Source organism: Thermanaeromonas sp. DSM 22490 (genome assembly GCF_056378755.1).
Window position 1 is genome coordinate 37,169 of record NZ_JBJHHE010000014.1, and the last position, 21,767, is coordinate 58,935.

Below are 21,767 nucleotides of genomic sequence, written 5' to 3' on the forward strand. Positions count from 1 at the left end.
TTTATAAATACTAACTGAGACAGGAAGGCAAGGGCCAGGTCAGGACTGTATCCTTTAAGTATAAAAGGTTCCCAGGGAGAAGAAGGGCTTTCCCGTTCTTTTGGCTAGATCCTTAAGGGCTACAGGGTTGCCGGCAGCCAGAAGGCAGGTAGCCGGGCCGCATGATTTATGAAGGTCTAGGTCTGGCGGGAGTTCGTTCCACTGTATGCGCAAACCATATAACTCGGCCAAATCCTGGGCCTCGGCCATTATCCCGCGGGAACCTAGGGGGACCATTTCCCTTACTTCATCGTTGGAGAGCAGCAGGCGCACTGTTTCCAGGTTTACGATTTCCGGGTCATACAGGGATACCTCTCTCCCGACCTTGGGCTTCCCCAGAAGGAGAAGGGCGTCCCCTGCCCGCAAGCGGCCGATGCGCAAATTTTGTTTGTGTACCACCCCGATAACTGTAACCCCTATTCCCGACTGAGAGGTGGGGATATTTTTTTCCGTACTACCGGTAAGAATGGTAGCGGGATCTATACCTAGAACGCGTATTTCATCGGCTACGCCTTGCTGGATATCTAACCCGGTAGGGATGGGTTCTACACAAAGGGTATTCACCACACAGCAGGGCCAGGCCCCGGCCGCCAGAACTTCCATTAAGGCCACTCGGCTGGTAAAACGGCCTAGGATATAGCCGGATACTTTTATTACATCAGCCTCTTTGGGGCCGATGGCGCCGGCTGAATCGCAGGCTATGACCAGGGCCTTATGTTCATCCAAATCTATAATTGTGAGATCGCGATAGCGTCTGGGACAGAAGGTATGGCCCTTCACGGGTTCCCACCTTTTCGTTGTAGTCCAATATAGCTATCGGGAAATATCTTGCCCAGACTTTTAAACACCATAAGGGCCAGGGCGATGTTTAAGGTGGAAGCTACCAAGAGAGGTAGTAACATAGCTAAGAAAAAAGCTTTTCCGAACCCTGGCAGCAGGGCGACGATACCGGGCAAAACGATGCTGTTGAGAAATATTCCGCACGCTCCACCGATCCACCAGGAGTAGCGGCAGAGGAAAGCAAAAAGGCTGGCAATGCCGCCCATTCCAACAGCAATCAACAGATGCAGAGGTAAAGTTAAGGGAAAACCAGCGGTCAGAGCAGTGAGAAGATGCCCCAGAAAAGCTATAAGGCCGCCGTCCGTAGGGCCAAGGAGGAGGGCTCCCAGAAAGCCAGGAAACGAATCGAGAGCCGGGGTGCCCGTCAGGCTGGGTATTTTTAAATTGGCCCCCACTATGGATAAAGCAGTGAGCATGGCCACATAGGCTATGCGCCGGGTTGACCAGCTGGGTGAAATTCTGGCCATGAAACTTACCTCCTTTTCTATACCGGTAGGTTTTGCCTTGTCAAAAAAGTATGTCTCGGCTAGCTAAGACTTTGAGCCACGAGGGTTTACAGGTTGTACTTTGAGCAAAGGGCCGGGGTATCCCCTAAAATAAAAATCCCCAGCCCTAGTTAGGCTGGGGACTTTGCCATCATCCCCGCTCACCCTCCCCCTTTCTTTCGCGAAGGGAAGAGGTCTACCCGACAGGCAGGTCTCCTGGCTCGTGCTTCTTCGCCCTGCAGCGCCTTCCCAGGTGGTATCCCAGTGGCCTTAATGCTGCAGGCTCTGCACTCACAGTGGCGGGACCGCGCCGGATCGCCGGTTTATTTCCGGTTACCGGACTTCCCTATTCTCCCCCGGTGGGGGCACCTGCCGGTTCCCCTTTAGTTAACTTGTATTCTACTTATAGTATAAGACCAAGGCTAAATGTTGACAAGATGTACCTTTACCGGAGTTATCCCCAGTTTTGAGCCTGGGCCTGCTTGGCTTGCGCCCGCTTCAAAACCCTCGCGGGCAGGACTTTTGCTTGGCTTAAAGGCTTAAGGCAGGCTTCCCGGCAAAATTTAAGTATCCTGCCTCAATTGCCGGCCGCAAGGCTACCCGTGGCCTCGGGCCAATCTTTTCGCCTTTCGCCAAGCTTAAAGCCTGGACTGCCGCGAAGGCTTGTTCGCTCGCTTCCAAGCCTAAGCAGGCCACCCCAGCGAAAAGTGAGGATACGCCAGGACCGCGGACCCTTTGCAGGGGTACCCTTTCTGTGCTATACTAAAGTGAGTTTGATTTTGCCCCGGAGGTGACGTGGAATGAAACCCGATATTCACCCACCGTATGATAAGGCGCGCATTATCTGCGCTTGCGGTAATGTAATCGAGACCCGCTCCACTAAAAAGGAGGTCCGGGTGGAGGTGTGTTCCAACTGCCACCCCTTCTATACGGGGACCAGGCAGCGGGTGGTGGAACGTGGTGGCCGGATTGAAAGGTTTAGGAAAAAATACGGCAAGTAAGGAGAGGCGGAGCCGCAGGCTCTGCTTTTTCCTATGCAGTAGGCCAGAAATTCAGTACGGCGGACAGGCGGTTATTGAAGGCGTAATGATGCGTGGGCCCCATCGCCTGGCGGTGGCCATCCGACGACCGGCAGGCGATATTCTGGTGGAATCCCAGCCTTTTAAATCCTGGGCCGCGCGCCATAGTTTGTTTAAGTTGCCCTTTTTCCGAGGAGTAGTGGCTTTAATAGAATCCCTGGTCCTGGGCATCCGTTACCTGAGTTTTTCAGCTAATCTTGCTCTGGAAGAAGAGGAAGAAGAGCTTACCCCCCGGGACCTTATCCTAACTGTAGCCCTGGCCTTGCTGGGAGCCACAGCTTTCTTTGTTTTGTTGCCGGCCGCAGTGGCCATGTTTTCTCAGCGCTTTTTGCCCGTTTACGGCCAGAACATTTTGGAAGGGGCTTTGCGGTTAGGCCTATTCCTGGCTTATGTAGCAGCTATTTCCCGTATAAAAGAAATCCAGCGGGTTTTTCAATACCACGGTGCCGAGCATAAGGTTATTAATGCCCTGGAAGCAGGGGAAGAATTAACCATTGAGAAGGTGCGAGCTTATTCCACCCTTCACCCTCGGTGCGGCACTAGTTTTTTACTTTTGGTACTGGTGCTAACTATTGTTTTCTTTTCCTTTTTGGGGAAGGGAGGCTTTCTCTGGCGACTGGCTTCCAGGATCATCCTTTTACCTGTAGTGGCGGGAGCAGCCTATGAAATCGTGAAATTCTCCAGCCGCCATATGAATTCGCCTCTGGTACGGCTGGTGGTAGCTCCGGGATTGTGGTTACAAAAGCTTACCACCAGGGAGCCAGACGATGGTATGCTGGAAGTAGCTCTTGAAGCTCTTTCTGCCGCTCGAGGTGATGGTACCGCAGAGGAGGTGATATAAATGCTGGAGAAGCTGCGGGAGTTAGAGGAAAAGTATGAGGAATTGGGAAGGATGATGACAGATCCGGCCATCATTACCGACCCAGTACAGTTACAGAAGACTGCCAAGGCCCATGCTGAGCTGGAAGAAATAGTGGCCACCTTTCGGCGCTACCGCCAGGTAGAGGAAGATCTGACAGCGGCCAGGGAAATGCTGGAAGAAGAGCGAGACAGGGAGTTCATCGAACTTCTCAAGGAAGAAATTGAAAAACTGGAAGAAGAAAAGGAAAACCTAATACAAAAGCTTAAAATTTTACTTTTACCCAAGGATCCTAATGACGAGAAGAATATAATCATGGAAATCCGCGCCGGTGCGGGCGGAGAGGAAGCTGCTCTCTTCGCAGCGGATCTACTCCGCATGTATCAGCGTTACGCCGAAAATAAAGGATGGCGGACCGAAATCTTGGATGCCCATGCCACGGAGTTGGGCGGGTTTAAAGAAGTCATCCTTTTTATAGAAGGCCAGGGAGCCTATAGTCGCCTTAAATTTGAAAGCGGTGTCCATCGGGTGCAGCGCATCCCTGTAACAGAATCCGGTGGCCGTATTCATACTTCCACGGCTACAGTGGCTGTACTGCCTGAGGCCGAAGAAGTAGATGTAGAGATAAGACCTGAGGACCTGCGCATTGATATCTTCTGTTCAAGCGGGCATGGCGGCCAGTCGGTGAATACCACTTACTCGGCAGTGCGCATCACCCATTTGCCTACCGGCCTGGTGGTTACCTGCCAGGACGAGAGATCCCAGCACAAGAACAAAGAGAAAGCCATGAAAGTATTGCGAGCCAGATTGTTGGACATGGCCCGCTCCCAGCAGCAGGATGAACTGGCAGCTGCCCGGCGGTCTCAGGTAGGTACGGGTGATCGCAGCGAGCGCATCCGCACCTATAACTTCCCCCAGAACAGGGTTACTGACCACCGCATAGGCCTGACCCTGCACCGGCTGGACACCGTGCTGGATGGCGACCTGGACGAGATCATCGATGCCTTGATAACTTCCCAACAGGCCGAGCGGCTGAAACAAATAGAGTGAAGGAGTAATAGGATCCATGCCCGGCGAGGTTACTTTTGGTGAAGCTCTGGCCAGGGCGGGATATTTGCTGGAAAGGGCCGGTGTGGAACAACCCCGGCTGGAGGCAGAAGTGCTGCTGGCAGCTGTGAGCGGCTTGACGCGGACTAAAGTGCTAACCCATCCGGAATATACTTTGACCGGAGAAGCACGGGATAATTTCTGGCAGTTAGTGGATAAACGGTCCAGGGGGTATCCCTTGCAGTACCTTACAGGGTGCCAAGAATTTATGTCTTTGCCCTTTAAGGTAACGCCGGATGTTCTTATTCCCCGAGGAGACACCGAGGTCCTGGTGGAAGCGGTTTTAAACAGGGTAGACAAGGATAGAACCTGGTTGGCAGCTGACGTGGGTACGGGCAGCGGTGCCATAGCTGTTAGTCTGGCGTACTATTTACCCAAGGCTTTTATTTATGCCATTGACATTAGCCCCGCTGCCCTAAAAGTTGCAGAGGAAAATGCCGGAAATTTGGGCGTGGCGCACCGGATATTTTTCTGCCAAGGGGATCTGCTGGCGCCTCTTTTACAGCAACCAGAAGTAGTATTGATTGGCCTGGATGCTGTCCTGGCCAATCTTCCCTATATACCTACGGGTGAATGGGATAAACTACCTCCAGAGGTGCGCCATGAACCCCGGTTGGCCCTGGACGGCGGCCCTGACGGCTTAACCCTTTACTGCCGCCTTTTGCCCCAAGCAGCGAAGGTCTTAAAGCCCAGGGGTCTCTTGGCCCTAGAAATCGGTTTTGACCAGGGCGAAAAAATTAAGGAGCTGGCGGAGGCCACCGGTGCCTATACAGCCGGGGAAATCTTAAGGGACTGGGCAGGGCGGGAGCGCTGCTTTCTCGCTCGCCGGAACGAGGACAGGCTCTAACCGGTAAGAATAAACCTTAAACTGTCAACATAGAGGTGAAATAGGTGCCTGGTGGAAAAAGGACTAAATATTTAAAAATAGACCCTCAAGTACCGGAGTTACATAAAATACGCCTGGCCGCGCGTATTTTGCAGCGAGGTGGAGTAGTCGCCTTTCCTACTGAGACGGTATATGGTCTGGGAGCTAACGCTCTAGATAGCCGCGCTGTCCGGCGCATTTTCTTAGCCAAAGGTAGGCCTCAGGATAACCCCCTCATTGTACACGTAGCCAACCTCAGCATGGTGCGCTCCTTAACAGCCAATTTACCCCCTCAGGCTTTGCAGCTCATCCAGCGCTTCTGGCCAGGCCCCCTTACTCTGGTACTCCCCAAAAGCGGTCTGGTGCCTCCGGAGGTAACAGCAGGTCTGGACACGGTGGCCATACGTATGCCAGCTCACCCGGTGGCCCTAGCTTTGATTAAAGTGGCACGTTTACCTATTGCGGCACCCAGCGCCAACCTTTCGGGGAAACCCAGTCCTACCACCGGACACCACGTCCTGCGGGACTTGCGAGGTAAAATAGATGCCGTGGTAGATGGAGGACCGGCTACTGTGGGCCTGGAGTCTACAGTTTTAGATTTAACTTCCTCGGTACCTACTATCTTGCGACCAGGAGCCGTCACCAGGGAGCAGCTCCTGGAAGTGCTGGGAGAAGTAGCTGTAGACCCCGGGGCAGAGCGAAATCACGTCTCGCCGCCTAAATCCCCAGGGATGAAGTATGTACATTATGCCCCAGAAGGCGAAGTGTACCTGGTGGAAGGCGATTTGCCCCGTATGGTAGCCCGGATTCGGGAGCTAATTACCTTTTTTCAAAAACGGGGCCGGCGGGTAGCGGTATTGGCCACCACCGAGACTGCAGATAATTATTTAAAGGAGCCCCGGCCGGATTATATCGAAGTGCTGGGCAGCAGACAGGATCTTTCTCAGGTGGCAGGGCACCTGTTTGCCGCTTTACGCAATTGCGATCGCCATGGTATAGATATCATCTTGGCCGAAACTTTTCCGGAAGAAGGACTCGGGTTAGCCATTATGAACAGGTTGCGCAAAGCTGCGGGCCACCGTGTAATTCAGGCTTAGGAGGATATGCCCTGGTGGACTCTCTGGCGGTATTGTTAGTGGCAGTAGCCTTGGGAACGGATGCCTTTTCTCTGGCGGCAGGTTTAGGGATGGGAGGCCTTAAAAACCGTCTGGCCATATTTTTTTCCAGCATCGTCGGCCTATTACACGTACTTATGCCGCTGGCAGGCCTTTATCTGGGCTTTTTTTTGGGCCGCCTTATGGGAAGGTTGGCAGCAGTAGTAGGTGCGCTGGTCCTAGCCAGTATGGGATTTTTAATGTTGTGGGAGGCTGTAAGCGAGCACCGGAAGAAGGAGGGCTTCGGTGGACGGGTACTACGGGCTGTACCGGGCCGAGGGGTGGCTCAAGGAGTAACGGCTATAGTGCTCCTGGCAGGCAGCGTGAGCCTGGATGCCTTAAGCGTGGGCTTCGGCTTGGGTGCCCTTCAAGCGAGCTTACCCTTGACGGTTCTTATAATGGGCGTAGTAGCAGGGAGCATGACTGCAGCAGGCTTTATCTTGGGTCGCCGGGCAGGGCACTGGCTGGGCGATAAAGCCGAAGCAGTGGGCGGACTGATTCTAATGGGCATTGGGTTTAAAATGTTGGTCGGAGGATAAAAAAGGGGGGGAAGGGTGCCTATGGCGGCTATTCTCTTTGTCTGCACAGGTAACACCTGTCGCAGCATTATGGCCGAGGGACTGGCCAAAAAAATAGCTAAAGATAAGGGTTGGGACCTAGAAATTTTTTCTGCGGGTGTGGCTGCCTGGCCTGGGGCACCGGCCACAGAAGAAGCTATCAAGGCGATGGCCGAGCTGGAGGTGGATATAAGCGGGCACCGGGCCAGGTCCCTGGACCTGGATTTGGTGGAAAAGGCAGATCTAATTTTAACTATGACCGACGCGCATAAAAGGCTAGTTATGGACCGCTTCCCTCAGGCCCGGGAGAAAACCTTTACCTTAAAGGAATACGCCACTTTTTGCCCGGGCGATATACCCGATCCCATTGGTAGTCCCTTGGAAGTTTACCAGGCATGTGTTGCCCAATTGAAAGAGCTTATCGAGCAAGCTCTCGATAAATTTATGGCTAAGTAACAGGATTTTATGGACTTATGACGAATAGATAATAATTAAGTATAATTTAATTTTGGGCCAGTGAGGTGCAGTAAGATTTGCGGATAGCTTTAGGCAGCGACCATGGCGGTTATTACTTGAAAGAGGAGATTAAAAAGTTTCTGGAAGAGGAAGGCTTTGAGTATCACGATTTTGGCTCTTTTAGTCCGGAGGCGGTAGACTATCCTGATTTCGCCCGGCAAGTGGCCGAAGCGGTTGCCCGGGGTGAATTTGAGCGCGGGATTTTATGCTGCGGCACAGGTATAGGGGTAGCTATAGCTGCCAATAAGGTGCCGGGCATCCGGGCTGCCTTATGCCACGACACTTTTTCGGCCAGAGCCTCCCGGGAACATAATGATGCCAACATTTTAACCCTGGGAGGCCGGGTGATCGGTTCGGGACTGGCGCGGGAGATAGTGATTACCTGGCTTAAGGCAGAGTTTACAGGGGGCCGTCATGCCCGGCGGGTGGCTAAAATAGCTGCCCTGGAGGAAAAGTACGGGTCCGCATTACGGCAAGAAAGTACAAGCTGTAGCTGTAGTGACCAAGGGCGGTGAGGGTTGTGCAGCTTAAGGACATTACTGAAGAGGTCGCCAGAGTTACACGAGAGCTATTGCGCGTGGCCGGGCTCAAAGCTGGCCAAATCCTGGTGGCAGGCTGCAGCACCAGCGAAATAGCAGGACATAAAATAGGCACGGCGTCCTCACTGGAGATTGGACAGGCAGTGGTAGAGGGGCTGCTTCAGGCTACCAAGGAAGCGCAAGTCTATTTAGCTTCCCAGTGTTGCGAGCATCTTAACCGGGCGCTGGTCATCGAAGCCCAGGCCGCGGAAATTTATGGTTTAGAGGAAGTAACCGTTATTCCTGCTCTCAAAGCCGGAGGTGCTCTGGCTACAGCAACCTACCATGCTTTACACCGGCCTGTGGTGGTGGCAAGAATCCAGGCCCATGCTGGTTTGGACATTGGAAGCACCTTGATCGGTATGCACTTAAGGCCGGTGGCAGTACCCGTGCGTCTCGAGGTGAAAACCATCGGGAAGGCGACCTTGACCCTCGCTCGCACACGGCCGCCCCTAATTGGCGGCGAACGCGCCGTTTATCCCCAGCGATGATTCGGTGTTAAAGAAGGAGGCTTAGTCCATGAATTTTATACCCTTGAATCAATACGATCCAGAAGTGGCAACAGCCATTGAAAAAGAGTTAGACCGCCAGCGTTCTCACCTGGAGCTCATTGCTTCGGAGAATTTTGTTAGCCCTGCTGTCCTGGCTGCCCAGGGGAGTATTCTTACCAACAAATATGCCGAGGGCTATCCCGGCAGGCGTTATTATGGTGGGTGCGAATGGGTAGATGTAGTAGAAAACCTAGCCCGCGACCGGGCCTGTACCCTTTTTGGTGCTGATCACGCCAATGTCCAGCCCCATTCTGGCAGCCAGGCCAATACGGCGGTTTATCTAGCCGTCCTTAAGCCCGGGGATACCGTTATGGGCATGAATTTGGCCCATGGAGGCCATCTCACCCACGGCAGCCCGGTGAGCATTTCAGGTAAATATTTTAATTTTGTGTTCTACGGCGTCAGCCCTTCAACAGGGCGCATCGACTATGACCAGGTGGCGGCGCTGGCTCGCGAACACCGGCCTAAGCTTATTATTGCTGGGGCTAGCGCCTACCCGCGGATTATCGATTTTGCCCGGTTTAAGGAGATTGCGGACGAGGTAGGGGCCCTGCTTATGGTGGACATGGCCCATATCGCCGGCCTGGTGGCTGCCGGAGTCCACCCCAGCCCGGTTCCCTATGCTGAATTTGTTACCAGTACAACTCACAAAACGTTACGGGGCCCGCGGGGCGGACTTGTCTTATGCAAAGAAGAATATGCTGCAGCCATTGATAAAGCTGTTTTCCCCGGCATCCAGGGCGGGCCCCTCATGCACATTATAGCGGCTAAGGCCGTGGCTTTTAAAGAAGCCATGGAACCGGGATTTAAACAATACCAACAGCAAATAGTAAACAATGCTCGGGCCTTGGCCGCAGCTTTGCAAAAGTATGGCTTTGAACTTGTTTCCGGAGGTACGGATAATCACCTTATACTGGTGGACTTGCGCAACAAGGGTTTAACCGGGCGCGAGGCCGAGGAGATCTTAGGGTCGGTTAATATTACTGTGAATAAGAATGCCATACCTTTTGATCCGCAAAAACCCAATATAACCAGCGGTATCCGGTTGGGAACGGCAGCCTTGACTACCAGGGGAATGGATGAGGCAGCCATGGAGCGTGTGGCTGAAGCCATGGACCTTGCTCTGTCTTACGGACAGGACGAAAAGAAGCTGGACCGCGCCCGGGGAATTGTAGCTGAGCTGTGCATGCAATTTCCCCTTTATCCCAATCTTACGTATAAAGGCTATTAAATTTATTTGGCGTGCAGGGAAAAGCGTTGCGGCAGCAGGAATAGCGTACTTTTAGTCGAATTTATTATCATTAACCTTAGCGAAAGGGGAAGGCCTATGACTAAATGGTCCTGCACCGCTTGTGGGTATGTGTATGATCCTGCTGAAGGAGATCCTGAACAGGGGGTAGCGCCGGGGACAGCTTTTGAAGATTTACCAGAGGACTGGGTATGTCCTAACTGCGGCCTGGGCAAGGAAAACTTCGAACCCCTGTAATAAGGTGGATTTTCTACCCTTGGAGGTGATTAGCACCTTCAAGGGTATTATTATTTTTACTTACTTTTTACCCATTGTCACCCTCGGTTAACAGTGGTAAACTCGTCTGGGATGCAGCGGGAGAAAGAAGGGGAGGAAACTCATGCGGCGGTTGCCATGGCACCAATACTTTATGGCCCAGGCTAAATTATTGTCCTTCCGCTCCACCTGCCGCCGCCTGCGAGTGGGGTGTGTTATTACGAGGGATAAGCGCATTGTAGCCACCGGCTATAACGGCTCCGTCTCGGGGGAAGTACATTGCCTGGATGTGGGCTGCAAGATGGAGGACGGCCATTGCATTCGTACCGTGCATGCCGAAGCTAATGCCCTTATCCAGTGCGCCCGTTTTGGAGTGGCTACGGCAGGAGCCGATCTTTACGTGACCCATTTCCCCTGCCTTAATTGTGTGAAGCTTATAATCCAGGCCGGCATTCGCCATATTTACTATGAAACCGAATATCGCCTGCACCCTTACGCCCTGGAATTATTAAACTTAAGCGGAGTGGGCCTTACTAGAATTTCTGTTTCCCTTAAGGAATGGTTAGCAGAAGTTGAAGATCCGGTTGACTTGCGGGAACCGGAGGAGGGATAATTTTGTGCAGCAAAAGATTATAGCCCTGCCGCGCTTAAATAAGCTTACTCCTACCATGGAGTCCACTGCCTTAAAGCTCATGGAGGAGGCAGGGGAGCTGGCCCAGGCCATAGGTAAATTAAGGGGCCTAAGCGGTGAAAAAATAGAACTCGAAGAGCGCGAAGTTATGCGCGCTATTACGCGTGAACTTCTGGACGTAGCCCAGACAGCAGTATCCCTTATGTTTGTTTTAGAAGAGCAGTACGGGGTGGACATTCAACAGGCCCTAAGTGAACACCTGGAAAAACTGCGGCGTAAGGGATATTTAGCTTGAATCCTGGAGGCGAAAAGTTTTGCCACCTGTTAAAATCCTCGTCGTCTTTGGCACCAGACCCGAAGCTATTAAAATGGCCCCGGTGATCCAGGAACTGCAAAAATACCCAGAGGAATTCAACTGCTGTGTGGCAGTTACTGCCCAGCACCGGGAGATGCTGGACCAGGTCTTAAAGCTTTTTGCTATAGAACCGCAATACGATCTCAATATTATGCGCCCCCGGCAGAGCCTGGAAGAGGTTACTATCCGCGCCCTGGAGGGGCTGAGCAGGGTATTGGATCAGGAACAGCCGGATATGGTTTTAGTTCACGGCGACACTACTACCACCTTTGTGGCTGCTCTGGCCGCCTTTTACCGGCAAACGGCTGTGGGCCACGTGGAGGCGGGCTTGCGCACCAGGGACAAATACGCTCCTTACCCGGAAGAGATGAACCGTCGTTTGACCGCAGCTTTGGCCGACCTCCACTTTGCCCCTACGGCCCAGGCCAAAGAGAATCTTCTTAAGGAAGCCGTTCCCCCGGACAGCATTCATGTAACCGGCAACACGGTCATAGATGCTCTGAAGGCCACGGTAAAGGACAATTATATTTTTACTGATCCGACGCTGGCTACCCTGGATTTCAGAAAACGCATTCTTCTGGTGACGGCCCATCGCCGGGAGAACTGGGGAGAACCCATGTTAGAAATTTTCTCAGCCTTACGGGAGATAAAGGAGCGCTATGCTGAGGTAGAGATCGTCTTTCCTGTTCATAAAAATCCGAGGGTGCGCAATGTGGCTGAGCAAATTTTAAAAGGCTGCCAGGGTATTCACCTTATTGAACCCTTGGACTATGAACCTTTTGTCAATCTCATGGCCCGCTCTTATCTGGTTTTGACTGATTCGGGGGGCCTGCAGGAAGAGGCTCCTTCCCTGGGTAAGCCGGTGTTGGTGCTCCGCGAAGTTACAGAGCGGCCGGAAGCCGTCCAGGCAGGAACAGTGCGCTTAGTGGGAACCAACAAGGAGCGTATTGTGGCAGCGGTCAGGGAACTTATGGAGAACCGCCAGAGCTACCTCAAAATGGCTAGAGCCATAAACCCTTACGGCGATGGTCTGGCCTGCAAGCGCATCCGGGGTTTCCTACGCTATTACTTCGGCTTAAGCATAGCCCGGCCGCCGGAATTTGCTCCCCACTGTATGGGAGAAAAACCACAATTTTAAGCTTCACTTAAGAGGATTTCGCCTAAAAAACGCGAATACCATGTATTTGTGGGAATAATACATATGCGAAAGGATCTATGGAGCTACGCGAAATACGCTAATTTGGCCATTTCCATAGGTATCACCATGGGGGCTAGTATACTTTTGGGTTTTTGGCTGGGAAACTGGGTGGACAGGCAGCTGGGTACCTACCCATGGCTTATGGTGGTAGGAATTTTGCTGGGAGTAGGAGTGGGTTTTTACAGCGTACTGAAGGAGATCAGCGCTTTAGAAAATGGGTCCGAGGGAAAGAAAAGGCAATAAAGGGGCAGCTGCTGCGGCCGGGCAGAAGAGTGGGGAAGAAAAAGCCACTGCGGTTAGAATGCTAGTTCTGGGGTTGTTAATGGCCGCGGTCGGCTTTATGCTCCGGCAGCCGGGTTATAGTGCAGGAGTGTTAATGACTTTGCCAGTGAGCCTTGGTTTTTACTGCTGGCTGGTCAGAGCAGTAGAAGGGGCTGCGGGTTTAACACCGAGCCAGGCACAAAATGTTTTTTTGCGCCGGGCCCTTATCCGCATGGGCTTGTTTTTAGCTATGCTTTTGCTGGCCACCTTCGGCGGGCCGGCCTTTCTCTTGGGTGTTTTGAGCGGGCTAATTTTGCAAATGCTAAGCTACATGATGGAAGCCCTGCTGTTTTCATGGCGGAGGATTTGAGTGCAGGTTATTTCATTTCTAGGGAGGGCTTACTTTATGGAAGCCAAAATACACGAGCTAGCTACTATTATGGAGCACGTGCGGCCCCATGAAGTCTTCTCCATAGGGCCTATTCCGGTTTATTCCACAGTGGTCAACACCTGGATTATCATGGCACTCCTTTTTATTGGTATCTTTCTGGCTACCCGTAGGTTGCAATTTATGCCCCGCGGCGTGCAGCATGTGTTGGAGATGGTGGTGGAGTTCATTCTGGGCCTTTTAGAGGAGGCTATAGGGAAGGAAGGCCGGAAGTATCTCCCCCTGGTAGCTACGCTTTTCATCTTTATCTTGTCTTTAAATCTTTCCTGGTTCATACCCGGTATGAAGCCGCCCACCATGGATTTGAGCACCACGGCAGCCTTTGGCGTTACTACCATTATTATTGTGCAGCTGATTGCCATACGGAAAAAGGGGCTTAAAGGATATATCAAACATTTCTTCTCGCCCGCTCCTTTTATGTTTCCCCTTAACGTTATAGAAGAGTTGGTCAAACCCGTTTCCCTTTCCCTCCGTCTTTTCGGCAACATGTTTGGCGAAGAAATGGTAGTTACTATTTTACTCATTTTAGTACCTTTTCTCCTGCCTACCCCTATCATGCTTTTGGGGGTTGTGATGGGCCTTATTCAAGCCTTTGTCTTTACCCTATTAACTGTTACTTACATCGCTAACTTCCTGCACGGCCACTGACCTAGGGGCCGGAATAACGAAGTAAAGGAGGGGAAAATATGACGGCTCTTGGCTTCATAGGTGTTGGTTTGGCCATCGGCCTGGCGGCGTTGGGCTCCGCTTTAGGCCAAGGCAATGCTTCCGCGCGTGCCATGGAAGGCATCGCCCGGCAGCCTGAGGCTTCGGGAAACATTCGGACTACTTTGCTCCTGGCCCTGGCTTTCATGGAAGCCCTGACGCTTTTCTCCTTTGTTATTGCCATCCTGATGTGGACCAAGCTTTAATTGAAGCAAGGAGGGCGAACAGGGAAGGATTAAGGCTTTCTTGTTCGCCCGCCCATCAGGCGCTTTAAAGGGGGTTTAGTTTTTGGAAGCCATTTTTAAAGCTCTTAATTTCAATATCTGGACTTTTCTGTGGCAAGCCCTGGATCTCCTGATAGTTATGGGGGTCCTTTATGTGCTCCTTTATAAACCTCTGGGCAAAATCCTGGCCGAGCGGGAGGCCAAAATAGAGGGTTCCCTTAAGGATGCTGCCGTTGCTAAAGAGAAGGCAGAAAGGCTCCTGAAGGAATATGAAACCCAGCTAGCGGGCGCCCGCCAGGAAGCCCAAGCCATTATCGAGCGGGCTAACCGGCTGGGAGAAGAGATGCGAGAGGAGATCGTAAAACGGGCCCGAGAAGAGGCTAACCGCACCCTGGAACAGGCACGGGCGGAGATTGCTGGGGAGAAGGCTAAAGCCCTGGCGGCTATCCGGGATGAAGCGGCTAACCTGGCCTTCCTGATGGCCAAGAAAATAATTCGTAAATCTTTGACCCCTGACGACCAGAAACGGCTTCTAGAAGAATCTCTGGCGGAAGTGGAGAGATTGCAATGAGTTTAAAGGTTGCCAGGCGCTATGCCCAGGCTCTCTTTCTTGTGGCAAGGGACAGGGGGGTGCTCCCCGAAGTAAATGAAGAGCTGCATCAAGTGGCCGCGCTGCTGGAATCGCATCATAAGCTGCGGCGTCTTTTTTACCACCAGCTAATACCGGCAGGAGAGAAAAAGAAACTGGTGGTGGAGATTTTTCCGGGACTAAAAGAGGAAACGCGAAATTTCCTTTACCTGGTGTTGGAGAAAAGGCGGGAGCGCCTGCTGCCCCAAATGGCCGAGCAGTTGCAAAACTTGGTAAACGAAGCTGAAGGAATATTGGAGGCTGAGGTAATCACTAGCTTGCCTCTCTCGGCTGAGGTCTCACATAGCCTAGAAGAACACCTGAGCCGGCTGACGGGGCGGCGTGTCCGCCTAAATAATCGCTTGAATCAGGAGATTATAGGCGGCATGGTGGTACAGGTAGGTGACCGCGTCCTGGATGCCAGTGTGAAAAAACGCCTGGAACTTTTGAAGGAGCGCCTGCGCCGTGTGGAGGTTAAGTGTTAGAGAGGTGAAGAGCCCTTGAGCATCCGTCCGGATGAGATTACCAATATACTAAAAAGCCAGATCGAACAGTACCAGGCTGAGGTGGAGATAGCCGAAGTAGGTATTGTTACCCAGGTGGGCGACGGTATTGCCCGTATTTATGGACTGGAGCGGGCCATGGCCGGGGAGCTTTTGGAATTTCCCGGCGGCATTTATGGGATGGTCTTGAACCTGGAAGAAGATAATGTCGGTTGCGTCATCCTGGGACCTTATACCCATATTAAAGAAGGGGACCGGGTAAAGCGCACCGGCCGGATCACAGAAGTGCCTGTGGGTGAGGCGTTGATCGGCCGGGTGGTAAATGCCCTAGGCCAGCCCATTGATGGTAAAGGCCCCATTAAGACTGACCGTTTCCGTCCGGTGGAGTCGCCTGCACCCGGCGTTATCTATCGCCGGCCGGTTAACACCCCTCTGCAGACGGGAATTAAGGCCATTGATTCCATGATACCCATTGGCCGCGGCCAGCGGGAGCTAATCATCGGCGACCGCCAAACGGGGAAGACGGCCATTGCCGTAGATACTATTATCAACCAGAAAGACCAGAATGTAATATGCATCTACGTGGCCATAGGACAAAAGGCTTCTACCGTGGCCGGCGTAGTACGGCGCTTGGAAGAAGCAGGGGCCATGGATTATACCATAGTAGTATCGGCTACAGCTAGCGAACCTGCTCCCCTTCTCTATATTGCGCCTTATGCTGGCTGTGCCATGGGAGAATATTTCATGTACGAACAGCGCCGTGATGTGCTCTGTATTTACGACGATCTTTCCAAGCACGCGGCTGCTTACCGCGAGCTCTCCCTGCTTTTGCGCCGGCCACCGGGGCGGGAAGCCTATCCGGGAGATGTTTTCTACCTCCACTCCCGGTTGTTAGAGAGGGCGGCGCGCCTTTCCGACGAAATGGGCGGAGGGTCCCTTACAGCCTTGCCCATTATCGAGACCCAGGCCGGAGACGTTTCGGCCTATATTCCTACCAACGTTATCTCCATAACCGACGGCCAGATTTATTTGGAGTCCGACCTCTTTTATGCAGGTGTGCGCCCGGCCATCAACGTAGGTCTCTCGGTTTCCCGTGTGGGCGGTGCTGCCCAGATTAAAGCCATGAAACAGGTGGCGGGCCGGTTGCGCCTGGACTTGGCCCAGTATCGCGAGCTGGCGGCCTTTGCCCAGTTCGGCTCGGATTTGGACAAAGCTACCCAAGCCAGATTGGCCCGCGGCGAGCGCATGGTAGAAATCCTCAAGCAAGACCAGTACCAGCCCATGCCGGTAGAGGAACAGGTGGCGGTAATCTATACGGCAGTCAACGGGTACCTGGACGATCTGCCGGTGGAGAGGGTGCGCCCCTTTGAGGCTGAATTTCTTCGCTATCTTCGCTCCCAGCGCCCGGAGATTCTGTCCGGGATCCGGGAGAAGAAAGAGATAACCCCGGAACTGGAAAACAAATTGAAGGAAGCCATTAATGAATTCAAGGGTATCTTTGCAGCATCATGAGGCAGAACGAGGCTTAGAGGGCATCGCCCGAAGGGGGTGAGACCTTATGCCCACCATGCGGGATCTCAAGCGCCGTATCAGGAGCATCAAAAGTACCCAGCAAATTACCCGGGCCATGAAAATGGTGGCGGCGGCGAAACTGCGCAAAATCCAGGACAGAGTGACTGCTGGCCGCCCCTATGCCAATAAGCTTTCAGAAGTCATTGGGCATCTCGTGGCTACAGCTGATCCCAATGAACAACCGCTGGTAGCAGAACGGGAAGTGCGCAAAGTCGGATATGTTTTAATTACTGCCGACCGGGGACTGGCCGGCGGCTACAACGCCAACCTCATCCGGCTGGCCCAGGAGCGCCTCGCCAAAGAAGAGAGGCCCGCAGCTTTAATTACGGTAGGACGCAAGGGGCGAGATTACTTCCTGCGACGCGGAGCCGAAATCTTGCGGGAATATATCAATGTCGGCGATGCCCCGGATTTGGGCCTGGCCAGGGAAATAGCGCGGGAGCTCATACGGCTTTTCCTGGAAGGTTCCCTGGATGAGGTTTATCTCATTTACAGCCGTTTCTATTCAGCCCTCCGGCAGGTACCCCAGGTAGATAAGCTCCTCCCCATTGCTCCTCCCCGGAGCGAAAAGAGAGAGGAGCGAGAATATATTTATGAGCCGGCGAAAAAAGAAGTGCTGGGTGTGCTTTTGCCCCGGTATTGTGAGGTCCAGGTCTACCGGGCGCTTCTGGAAGCCAAGGCCAGCGAACATGGCGCCCGCATGACAGCCATGGATAACGCTACGGAAAACGCGGCGGAGATGATCGATAAGTTAACCCTTTCCTTTAACCGCGTCCGCCAGGCAGCCATTACTAGGGAAATCTTGGAAGTTGTGGCCGGGGCTGATGCCCTGCAGTAGGCTTCCTGCTCTTAAGCATTGGAAGATATCCGGTGCTGTTTCAATAAAGTGAGGTGAAAGTGTTGAACATAGGACGAGTAGTTCAGGTTATCGGGCCCGTGGTGGATGTAGAGTTTCCCCATCAACTGCCCGACCTTTTAAACGCGATTATTGTAAAGACGGAGGATGGCCGCATCAACCTCACCATGGAGGCCATGCAGCACTTGGGTAATAATACGGTGCGCTGCGTAGCTCTGGCCTCCACCGATGGCCTGCAGCGGGGAATGCAAGCAGTGGATACGGGCCAGCCCATTACCGTCCCTGTAGGCCGCGGTACCCTGGGACGCATATTCAATGTCCTGGGCGAGCCTATCGACAACCTGGGTCCCGTGGAGGCAGAAGCCCGGCTTCCCATCCACCGGCCGGCGCCCTCCTTTGAAGAACAAGAGCCATCCACCGAGATCCTGGAGACGGGTATTAAAGTGGTGGACTTGCTGGCCCCGTATGCCAAGGGCGGCAAGATAGGTCTTTTCGGTGGAGCTGGTGTGGGTAAAACAGTCATTATAATGGAGCTCATCCGCAATATCGCCTACGAACACGGCGGTTTTTCGGTCTTTGCGGGAGTGGGAGAGCGGACCCGCGAGGGCAACGACCTGTGGCTAGAGATGAAAGAAGCCGGAGTGCTGGATAAAACAGTACTGGTTTTCGGCCAGATGAACGAGCCGCCTGGAGCCCGCCTCCGGGTTGGGCTAACAGGGTTAACTATGGCCGAGTATTTCCGCGATGAGGAAGGCCAGGATGTTCTCCTCTTTATCGATAATATTTTCCGCTTTGTCCAGGCCGGTTCCGAGGTATCGGCCCTTTTAGGCCGCATGCCTTCCGCGGTGGGTTACCAGCCTACCCTGGCCACGGAGATGGGAGCTCTACAGGAGCGCATTACTTCCACTAAAAAAGGGTCCATTACTTCGGTACAGGCTATTTACGTCCCTGCTGACGACTTAACAGACCCTGCACCGGCCACCACCTTTGCCCACTTAGATGCTACTACCGTTCTTTCGCGGCAGATAGCGGAGCTGGGAATTTATCCGGCAGTTGACCCCCTGGATTCTACTTCTCGCATCCTGGATCCCCGCATTGTAGGCGAAGAGCATTACCGGGTAGCTCGGGGAGTGCAGCAGGTTTTACAGCGCTACAAAGAGTTGCAGGATATTATTGCCATACTCGGTATGGATGAGCTTTCCGAGGAGGATAAACTCATAGTAGCCAGGGCTCGAAAGATCCAGCGGTTCCTGTCCCAGCCCTTCCATGTGGCCGAGGCGTTTACCGGGCGGCCGGGAGTCTATGTGCCCTTGAAGGAAACTATCCGGGGCTTTAAGGAAATCCTGGAAGGCCGCCACGACAATTTACCGGAACAGGCCTTTTATATGGTAGGTACCATTGACGAAGCCGTGAAAAAAGCCCAGGAAATGATGTAGGCCGGGAGGTAACGTTTGAATGGCCGAAAAAGAAAAGGTGGACCGCGGCCCGCTTAACCTGGAAGTAGTAACTCCGGAAAGGGTAGTCCTTACCACTACGGCTAGCAGTGTCGTCGTCCCTGGAGCCCTCGGCTACTTGGGCATTTTACCGGGCCATGCCCCTCTGGTTACGCCCTTGGTGCCCGGCGTAGTTACCTACCGGCAAAACGCGGAGGAAAAAAAGCTGGCCGTGAGCGGAGGTTTCCTGGAGGTGGCGGACGACCGGGTGATACTTATGGCCGACACAGCCGAAAAAGCCGAGGAAATCGACGTGGAGCGGGCCAGGCGGGCCAAAGAAAGGGCGGAAAAGCGGCTGAAAGAGCGGCCGCCCGGTCTGGATGTAGCCCGGGCGGAGGGCGCCCTGAAGCGCGCCATAGCCCGCCTGAAAGCAGCAGCAGAAGAAAAGAGTTAGGGTTTTGGATTTTTACAAGCCCGGCCCCTCAGGCCGGGCTAAATGATCGTGCCTCTCTGCCTCCTATAATTGTTATGGTTATAAAGGGCCGCTTTTAGCGGTTTATGATTATACTGCAGGTCAACTGGTAAGACTAGGAGGTGAAAAAGCTTTTAAGGGGGGATCTTGTCCCTTGTTTCGTTGGCAATCATTAAGATCACTGAAGTTAAAGCTTATAGTAAGTGGAGTACTTATATCGGGCTTTATCTCCGGGTGGTTTATTGAGAGAGGACTTTTTTCGGGTGAAACTCGGCCACAGGTGGTTGACCAGATCCTAAAGGAGAGGATAGAAAACAGAGCACCTGAACTTTTGGAAAAAGCCCTAGAGGCCGCTGGGGCGAGGAGCGGAAGTGCCAGACTGGAAAGCTGGGGAAGGGTTAAAGAGGCTTTTGTGGATTTAGAGCAAGCCTCCGGAATAGCTGCTGAAGCAGCGCAAATCCTGGGACTAAATCCCGGCTTAACCTGGAAAAAGGAGCAAAGCACCAATTTTCGGACTTGTTTCTGGGAAGGAGAAGTTGAACCAGGCACTTCCCTTTATTTATCTGTTCAGAGCCTGAAGGGGCCAGGAGAGGAAGGCGAGACTTACCTTTTAATTAACTGGGAGAGTCAGATCAAGGAGGGGGCAGTGGCTTACCTATTAAGCCGATGGGAACAGCAAGCCGCCAAGGTTTTTGGCCAATTCCAGGTTGATCACCGACTTACTTATATCCTCACAGCCCAAATTCCAGGATATCTATCCCAGGAGGAACGGCGCCGGCGGGCGGAATCCATCCTGGCAGCTCTGGAGGCAACTAGATTAGAAGGCATAGAAGATGGAGAAATGGTCAGCCTGAGCGCCTATACCCCCCTCTTACCGCAGCACCTGGAGGTAACCGGCCGGCGTGTAAACCTAAATGTGGCCCTGCGTTATCATAGCACGGATAACATAACTTACCTGCACATAGGTTCTCCCCTTTTAGGTGGCGAATATTAAAAAACCTGTGCTATAATCAATGATGGTTGTAAATTTTCCTCGCAGAAGGAGCCAAGATAAATTGAGCACTATACTGGTGAGAGGAGGAGCCCGGCTGCAGGGCCGGGTTACCATTAGCGGTGCTAAAAATGCAGCTTTACCCATTATCGCTGCCTGTCTGTTGCCTCACGGGGAGTGCCGGTTGGAAGAAGTTCCACGGCTGACAGATGTGGATACCATGTGTGGTGTGGTCAGCGAATTAGGATTGCGAGTGGAACGTAATGGTGACTCCCTGGCTATAATCAATGAGGGGATAACAGCACTGGAACCCCCTTATGATTATGTGCGGCGTATGAGGGCTTCTTTTTTAGTGCTGGGTCCTCTTTTGGCCAGGGCGGGAAAGGTGAAGGTATCCCTTCCCGGGGGTTGTGCCATTGGGGCGCGCCCTATCGACCTACACCTTAAGGGTCTGGCTGCTTTGGGAGCTGAAATTGAAGTTAGAAACGGCTGGGTCAAAGCCCGGGCCCGGCGCCTCAAAGGAGCTCCCATTTACCTCGATTTCCCCAGCGTAGGGGCTACGGAAAATATCATAATGGCCGCCTCTTTAGCCGAAGGCACCACTATTATTGAAAATGCCGCCGGTGAGCCGGAGATAGTGGATTTAGCCAATTTTATTAACGCCATGGGTGGCAAGGTTACTGGCGCTGGCACCAGGGTAATTAAAATAGATGGCGTGCGCGAGCTCCACGGAACAACCCATGCTGTTATCCCTGACCGCATCGAGGCTGGCACCTTTATGGTGGCGGCTGTAGCTACCGGCGGCGATGTCCTCATCGACAACGTAATACCTACTCACCTTAAAGCAGTAATGGCCAAATTAACCGAGGCAGGAGCAATACTTTCAGAAGAAAACGGTGGTATTCGCGTCCGTTCCGAGCTACCGTTAAGGGCGGTCGACATCAAGACCATGCCTTATCCAGGCTTTCCCACGGACATGCAGGCCCAGTTCATGGCCCTTTTGACCGTAGCCAGGGGTAGTAGTGTAATTACAGAGACTGTGTTTGAAAACCGGTTCATGCATGTGAATGAATTGAAGCGCATGGGGGCCCAAATTTTTGTAGAAGGCCACTGCGCTGTAATAAAAGGTGTGGAAAAGCTCACCGGTGCTTCGGTTAAAGCTACCGATTTGCGGGCCGGGGCTGCTTTAATTATTGCCGGCCTTATGGCCGAAGGTGAGACAGAAGTAAGCTGTGTGCACCACATCCACCGCGGATACGAAAATCTGGTAGATAAGCTGAGGGCTTTAGGTGCTACTATTACTGAGAGATAGAGATATCATATTGACAACTTTCACAACAGTTGCATATAATGAGA

28 protein-coding genes and 1 riboswitch are annotated in these 21,767 nt (G+C 52.9%); of the genes, 26 read left to right on the forward strand and 2 right to left on the reverse strand.

Annotated elements, in window-relative coordinates; all coding sequences use genetic code 11:
- Positions 1-54: 54 nt before the first annotated feature.
- Positions 55-819, reverse strand: coding sequence for an AIR synthase related protein (locus tag AC1BI1_RS10040; protein WP_476717156.1), 765 nt, complete (start codon positions 817-819; stop codon positions 55-57).
- The gene (locus AC1BI1_RS10045) at positions 816-1,346 is read right to left on the reverse strand and encodes an ECF transporter S component (protein WP_476717157.1); all 531 of its coding nucleotides are present in this window, start codon (positions 1,344-1,346) and stop codon (positions 816-818) included. Before AC1BI1_RS10045 ends, AC1BI1_RS10040 begins: the two co-directional genes overlap by 4 nt.
- A gap of 207 nt (positions 1,347-1,553) precedes the next feature.
- Positions 1,554-1,752, reverse strand: a riboswitch (cobalamin riboswitch).
- A gap of 412 nt (positions 1,753-2,164) precedes the next feature.
- Between AC1BI1_RS10045 and rpmE the strand changes: the two genes are divergently transcribed.
- The 26 genes from rpmE (at position 2,165) to murA (ending at position 21,723) form a co-directional block, all read left to right on the forward strand.
- Positions 2,165-2,365, forward strand: a complete 201-nt coding sequence (gene rpmE / locus AC1BI1_RS10050) for a 50S ribosomal protein L31 (protein ID WP_476717158.1) — start codon at positions 2,165-2,167, stop codon at positions 2,363-2,365.
- A gap of 88 nt (positions 2,366-2,453) precedes the next feature.
- On the forward strand, positions 2,454-3,284 hold the full coding sequence (locus AC1BI1_RS10055) for a DUF1385 domain-containing protein (RefSeq protein ID WP_476717159.1): 831 nt from the start codon (positions 2,454-2,456) through the stop codon (positions 3,282-3,284).
- On the forward strand, positions 3,285-4,352 hold the full coding sequence (prfA, locus tag AC1BI1_RS10060; RefSeq protein ID WP_476717160.1) for a peptide chain release factor 1: 1,068 nt from the start codon (positions 3,285-3,287) through the stop codon (positions 4,350-4,352). It begins immediately after the preceding gene.
- A 16-nt stretch (positions 4,353-4,368) separates the two neighbouring features.
- Entirely contained in the window at positions 4,369-5,256 is an 888-nt protein-coding gene (prmC, locus tag AC1BI1_RS10065; protein WP_476717161.1) for a peptide chain release factor N(5)-glutamine methyltransferase, read from the forward strand.
- A 44-nt stretch (positions 5,257-5,300) separates the two neighbouring features.
- Positions 5,301-6,371 carry an L-threonylcarbamoyladenylate synthase gene (locus AC1BI1_RS10070; protein ID WP_476717162.1) on the forward strand — a complete coding sequence of 357 codons (1,071 nt, stop codon included), beginning with the start codon at positions 5,301-5,303 and terminating at the stop codon, positions 6,369-6,371.
- Between the two features lie 14 nt (positions 6,372-6,385).
- On the forward strand, positions 6,386-6,967 hold the full coding sequence (locus tag AC1BI1_RS10075) for a manganese efflux pump MntP (protein WP_476717163.1): 582 nt from the start codon (positions 6,386-6,388) through the stop codon (positions 6,965-6,967).
- A 21-nt stretch (positions 6,968-6,988) separates the two neighbouring features.
- Entirely contained in the window at positions 6,989-7,441 is a 453-nt protein-coding gene (locus AC1BI1_RS10080) for a low molecular weight protein arginine phosphatase (protein WP_476717164.1), read from the forward strand.
- 77 nt (positions 7,442-7,518) lie between these two features.
- The gene (rpiB, locus tag AC1BI1_RS10085; protein ID WP_476717165.1) at positions 7,519-8,016 is read left to right on the forward strand and encodes a ribose 5-phosphate isomerase B; all 498 of its coding nucleotides are present in this window, start codon (positions 7,519-7,521) and stop codon (positions 8,014-8,016) included.
- A gap of 5 nt (positions 8,017-8,021) precedes the next feature.
- Positions 8,022-8,570 carry a TIGR01440 family protein gene (locus tag AC1BI1_RS10090; protein ID WP_476717166.1) on the forward strand — a complete coding sequence of 183 codons (549 nt, stop codon included), beginning with the start codon at positions 8,022-8,024 and terminating at the stop codon, positions 8,568-8,570.
- A gap of 28 nt (positions 8,571-8,598) precedes the next feature.
- On the forward strand, positions 8,599-9,861 hold the full coding sequence (locus AC1BI1_RS10095) for a serine hydroxymethyltransferase (RefSeq protein ID WP_476717167.1): 1,263 nt from the start codon (positions 8,599-8,601) through the stop codon (positions 9,859-9,861).
- A 96-nt stretch (positions 9,862-9,957) separates the two neighbouring features.
- The gene (rd, locus tag AC1BI1_RS10100; RefSeq protein ID WP_476717168.1) at positions 9,958-10,116 is read left to right on the forward strand and encodes a rubredoxin; all 159 of its coding nucleotides are present in this window, start codon (positions 9,958-9,960) and stop codon (positions 10,114-10,116) included.
- 142 nt (positions 10,117-10,258) lie between these two features.
- A complete protein-coding gene (locus tag AC1BI1_RS10105) occupies positions 10,259-10,747 on the forward strand; it encodes a ComE operon protein 2 (protein WP_476717169.1) in 489 nt (162 codons plus the stop codon).
- A gap of 4 nt (positions 10,748-10,751) precedes the next feature.
- Positions 10,752-11,060 (forward strand): MazG-like family protein, encoded by a 309-nt coding sequence (locus AC1BI1_RS10110; RefSeq protein ID WP_476717170.1) that lies wholly within the window; start codon positions 10,752-10,754, stop codon positions 11,058-11,060.
- 19 nt (positions 11,061-11,079) lie between these two features.
- Positions 11,080-12,258 carry a non-hydrolyzing UDP-N-acetylglucosamine 2-epimerase gene (gene wecB, locus AC1BI1_RS10115; protein WP_476717171.1) on the forward strand — a complete coding sequence of 393 codons (1,179 nt, stop codon included), beginning with the start codon at positions 11,080-11,082 and terminating at the stop codon, positions 12,256-12,258.
- Between the two features lie 63 nt (positions 12,259-12,321).
- Positions 12,322-12,561, forward strand: a complete 240-nt coding sequence (locus AC1BI1_RS10120; RefSeq protein ID WP_476717172.1) for an AtpZ/AtpI family protein — start codon at positions 12,322-12,324, stop codon at positions 12,559-12,561.
- Complete coding sequence (locus AC1BI1_RS10125; RefSeq protein WP_476717173.1) at positions 12,533-12,949, forward strand: hypothetical protein; 417 nt, start codon at positions 12,533-12,535, stop codon at positions 12,947-12,949. The genes AC1BI1_RS10120 and AC1BI1_RS10125 overlap by 29 nt, the downstream gene beginning before the upstream one ends.
- A gap of 36 nt (positions 12,950-12,985) precedes the next feature.
- Positions 12,986-13,675 carry a F0F1 ATP synthase subunit A gene (atpB, locus tag AC1BI1_RS10130; protein WP_476717174.1) on the forward strand — a complete coding sequence of 230 codons (690 nt, stop codon included), beginning with the start codon at positions 12,986-12,988 and terminating at the stop codon, positions 13,673-13,675.
- Positions 13,676-13,713: 38 nt separating this feature from the next.
- Entirely contained in the window at positions 13,714-13,938 is a 225-nt protein-coding gene (gene atpE / locus AC1BI1_RS10135) for an ATP synthase F0 subunit C (RefSeq protein ID WP_476717175.1), read from the forward strand.
- An 82-nt stretch (positions 13,939-14,020) separates the two neighbouring features.
- Positions 14,021-14,527, forward strand: a complete 507-nt coding sequence (atpF, locus tag AC1BI1_RS10140) for a F0F1 ATP synthase subunit B (protein WP_476717176.1) — start codon at positions 14,021-14,023, stop codon at positions 14,525-14,527.
- Positions 14,524-15,069, forward strand: coding sequence for an ATP synthase F1 subunit delta (gene atpH, locus AC1BI1_RS10145; RefSeq protein WP_476717177.1), 546 nt, complete (start codon positions 14,524-14,526; stop codon positions 15,067-15,069). Before atpF ends, atpH begins: the two co-directional genes overlap by 4 nt.
- A 15-nt stretch (positions 15,070-15,084) precedes the next feature.
- Entirely contained in the window at positions 15,085-16,599 is a 1,515-nt protein-coding gene (gene atpA / locus AC1BI1_RS10150) for a F0F1 ATP synthase subunit alpha (protein ID WP_476717178.1), read from the forward strand.
- A gap of 46 nt (positions 16,600-16,645) precedes the next feature.
- A complete protein-coding gene (gene atpG, locus AC1BI1_RS10155) occupies positions 16,646-17,497 on the forward strand; it encodes an ATP synthase F1 subunit gamma (protein ID WP_476717179.1) in 852 nt (283 codons plus the stop codon).
- A 62-nt stretch (positions 17,498-17,559) separates the two neighbouring features.
- The gene (gene atpD / locus AC1BI1_RS10160; protein ID WP_476717180.1) at positions 17,560-18,951 is read left to right on the forward strand and encodes a F0F1 ATP synthase subunit beta; all 1,392 of its coding nucleotides are present in this window, start codon (positions 17,560-17,562) and stop codon (positions 18,949-18,951) included.
- Positions 18,952-18,970: 19 nt separating this feature from the next.
- Positions 18,971-19,402: a F0F1 ATP synthase subunit epsilon gene (locus AC1BI1_RS10165; RefSeq protein ID WP_476717181.1), complete on the forward strand. Its 432-nt coding sequence runs from the start codon at positions 18,971-18,973 to the stop codon at positions 19,400-19,402.
- Between the two features lie 298 nt (positions 19,403-19,700).
- The gene (locus tag AC1BI1_RS10170) at positions 19,701-20,414 is read left to right on the forward strand and encodes a YwmB family TATA-box binding protein (protein ID WP_476717182.1); all 714 of its coding nucleotides are present in this window, start codon (positions 19,701-19,703) and stop codon (positions 20,412-20,414) included.
- A 61-nt stretch (positions 20,415-20,475) separates the two neighbouring features.
- A complete protein-coding gene (murA, locus tag AC1BI1_RS10175) occupies positions 20,476-21,723 on the forward strand; it encodes a UDP-N-acetylglucosamine 1-carboxyvinyltransferase (RefSeq protein WP_476717183.1) in 1,248 nt (415 codons plus the stop codon).
- The last annotated feature ends 44 nt before the right edge of the window (positions 21,724-21,767 follow it).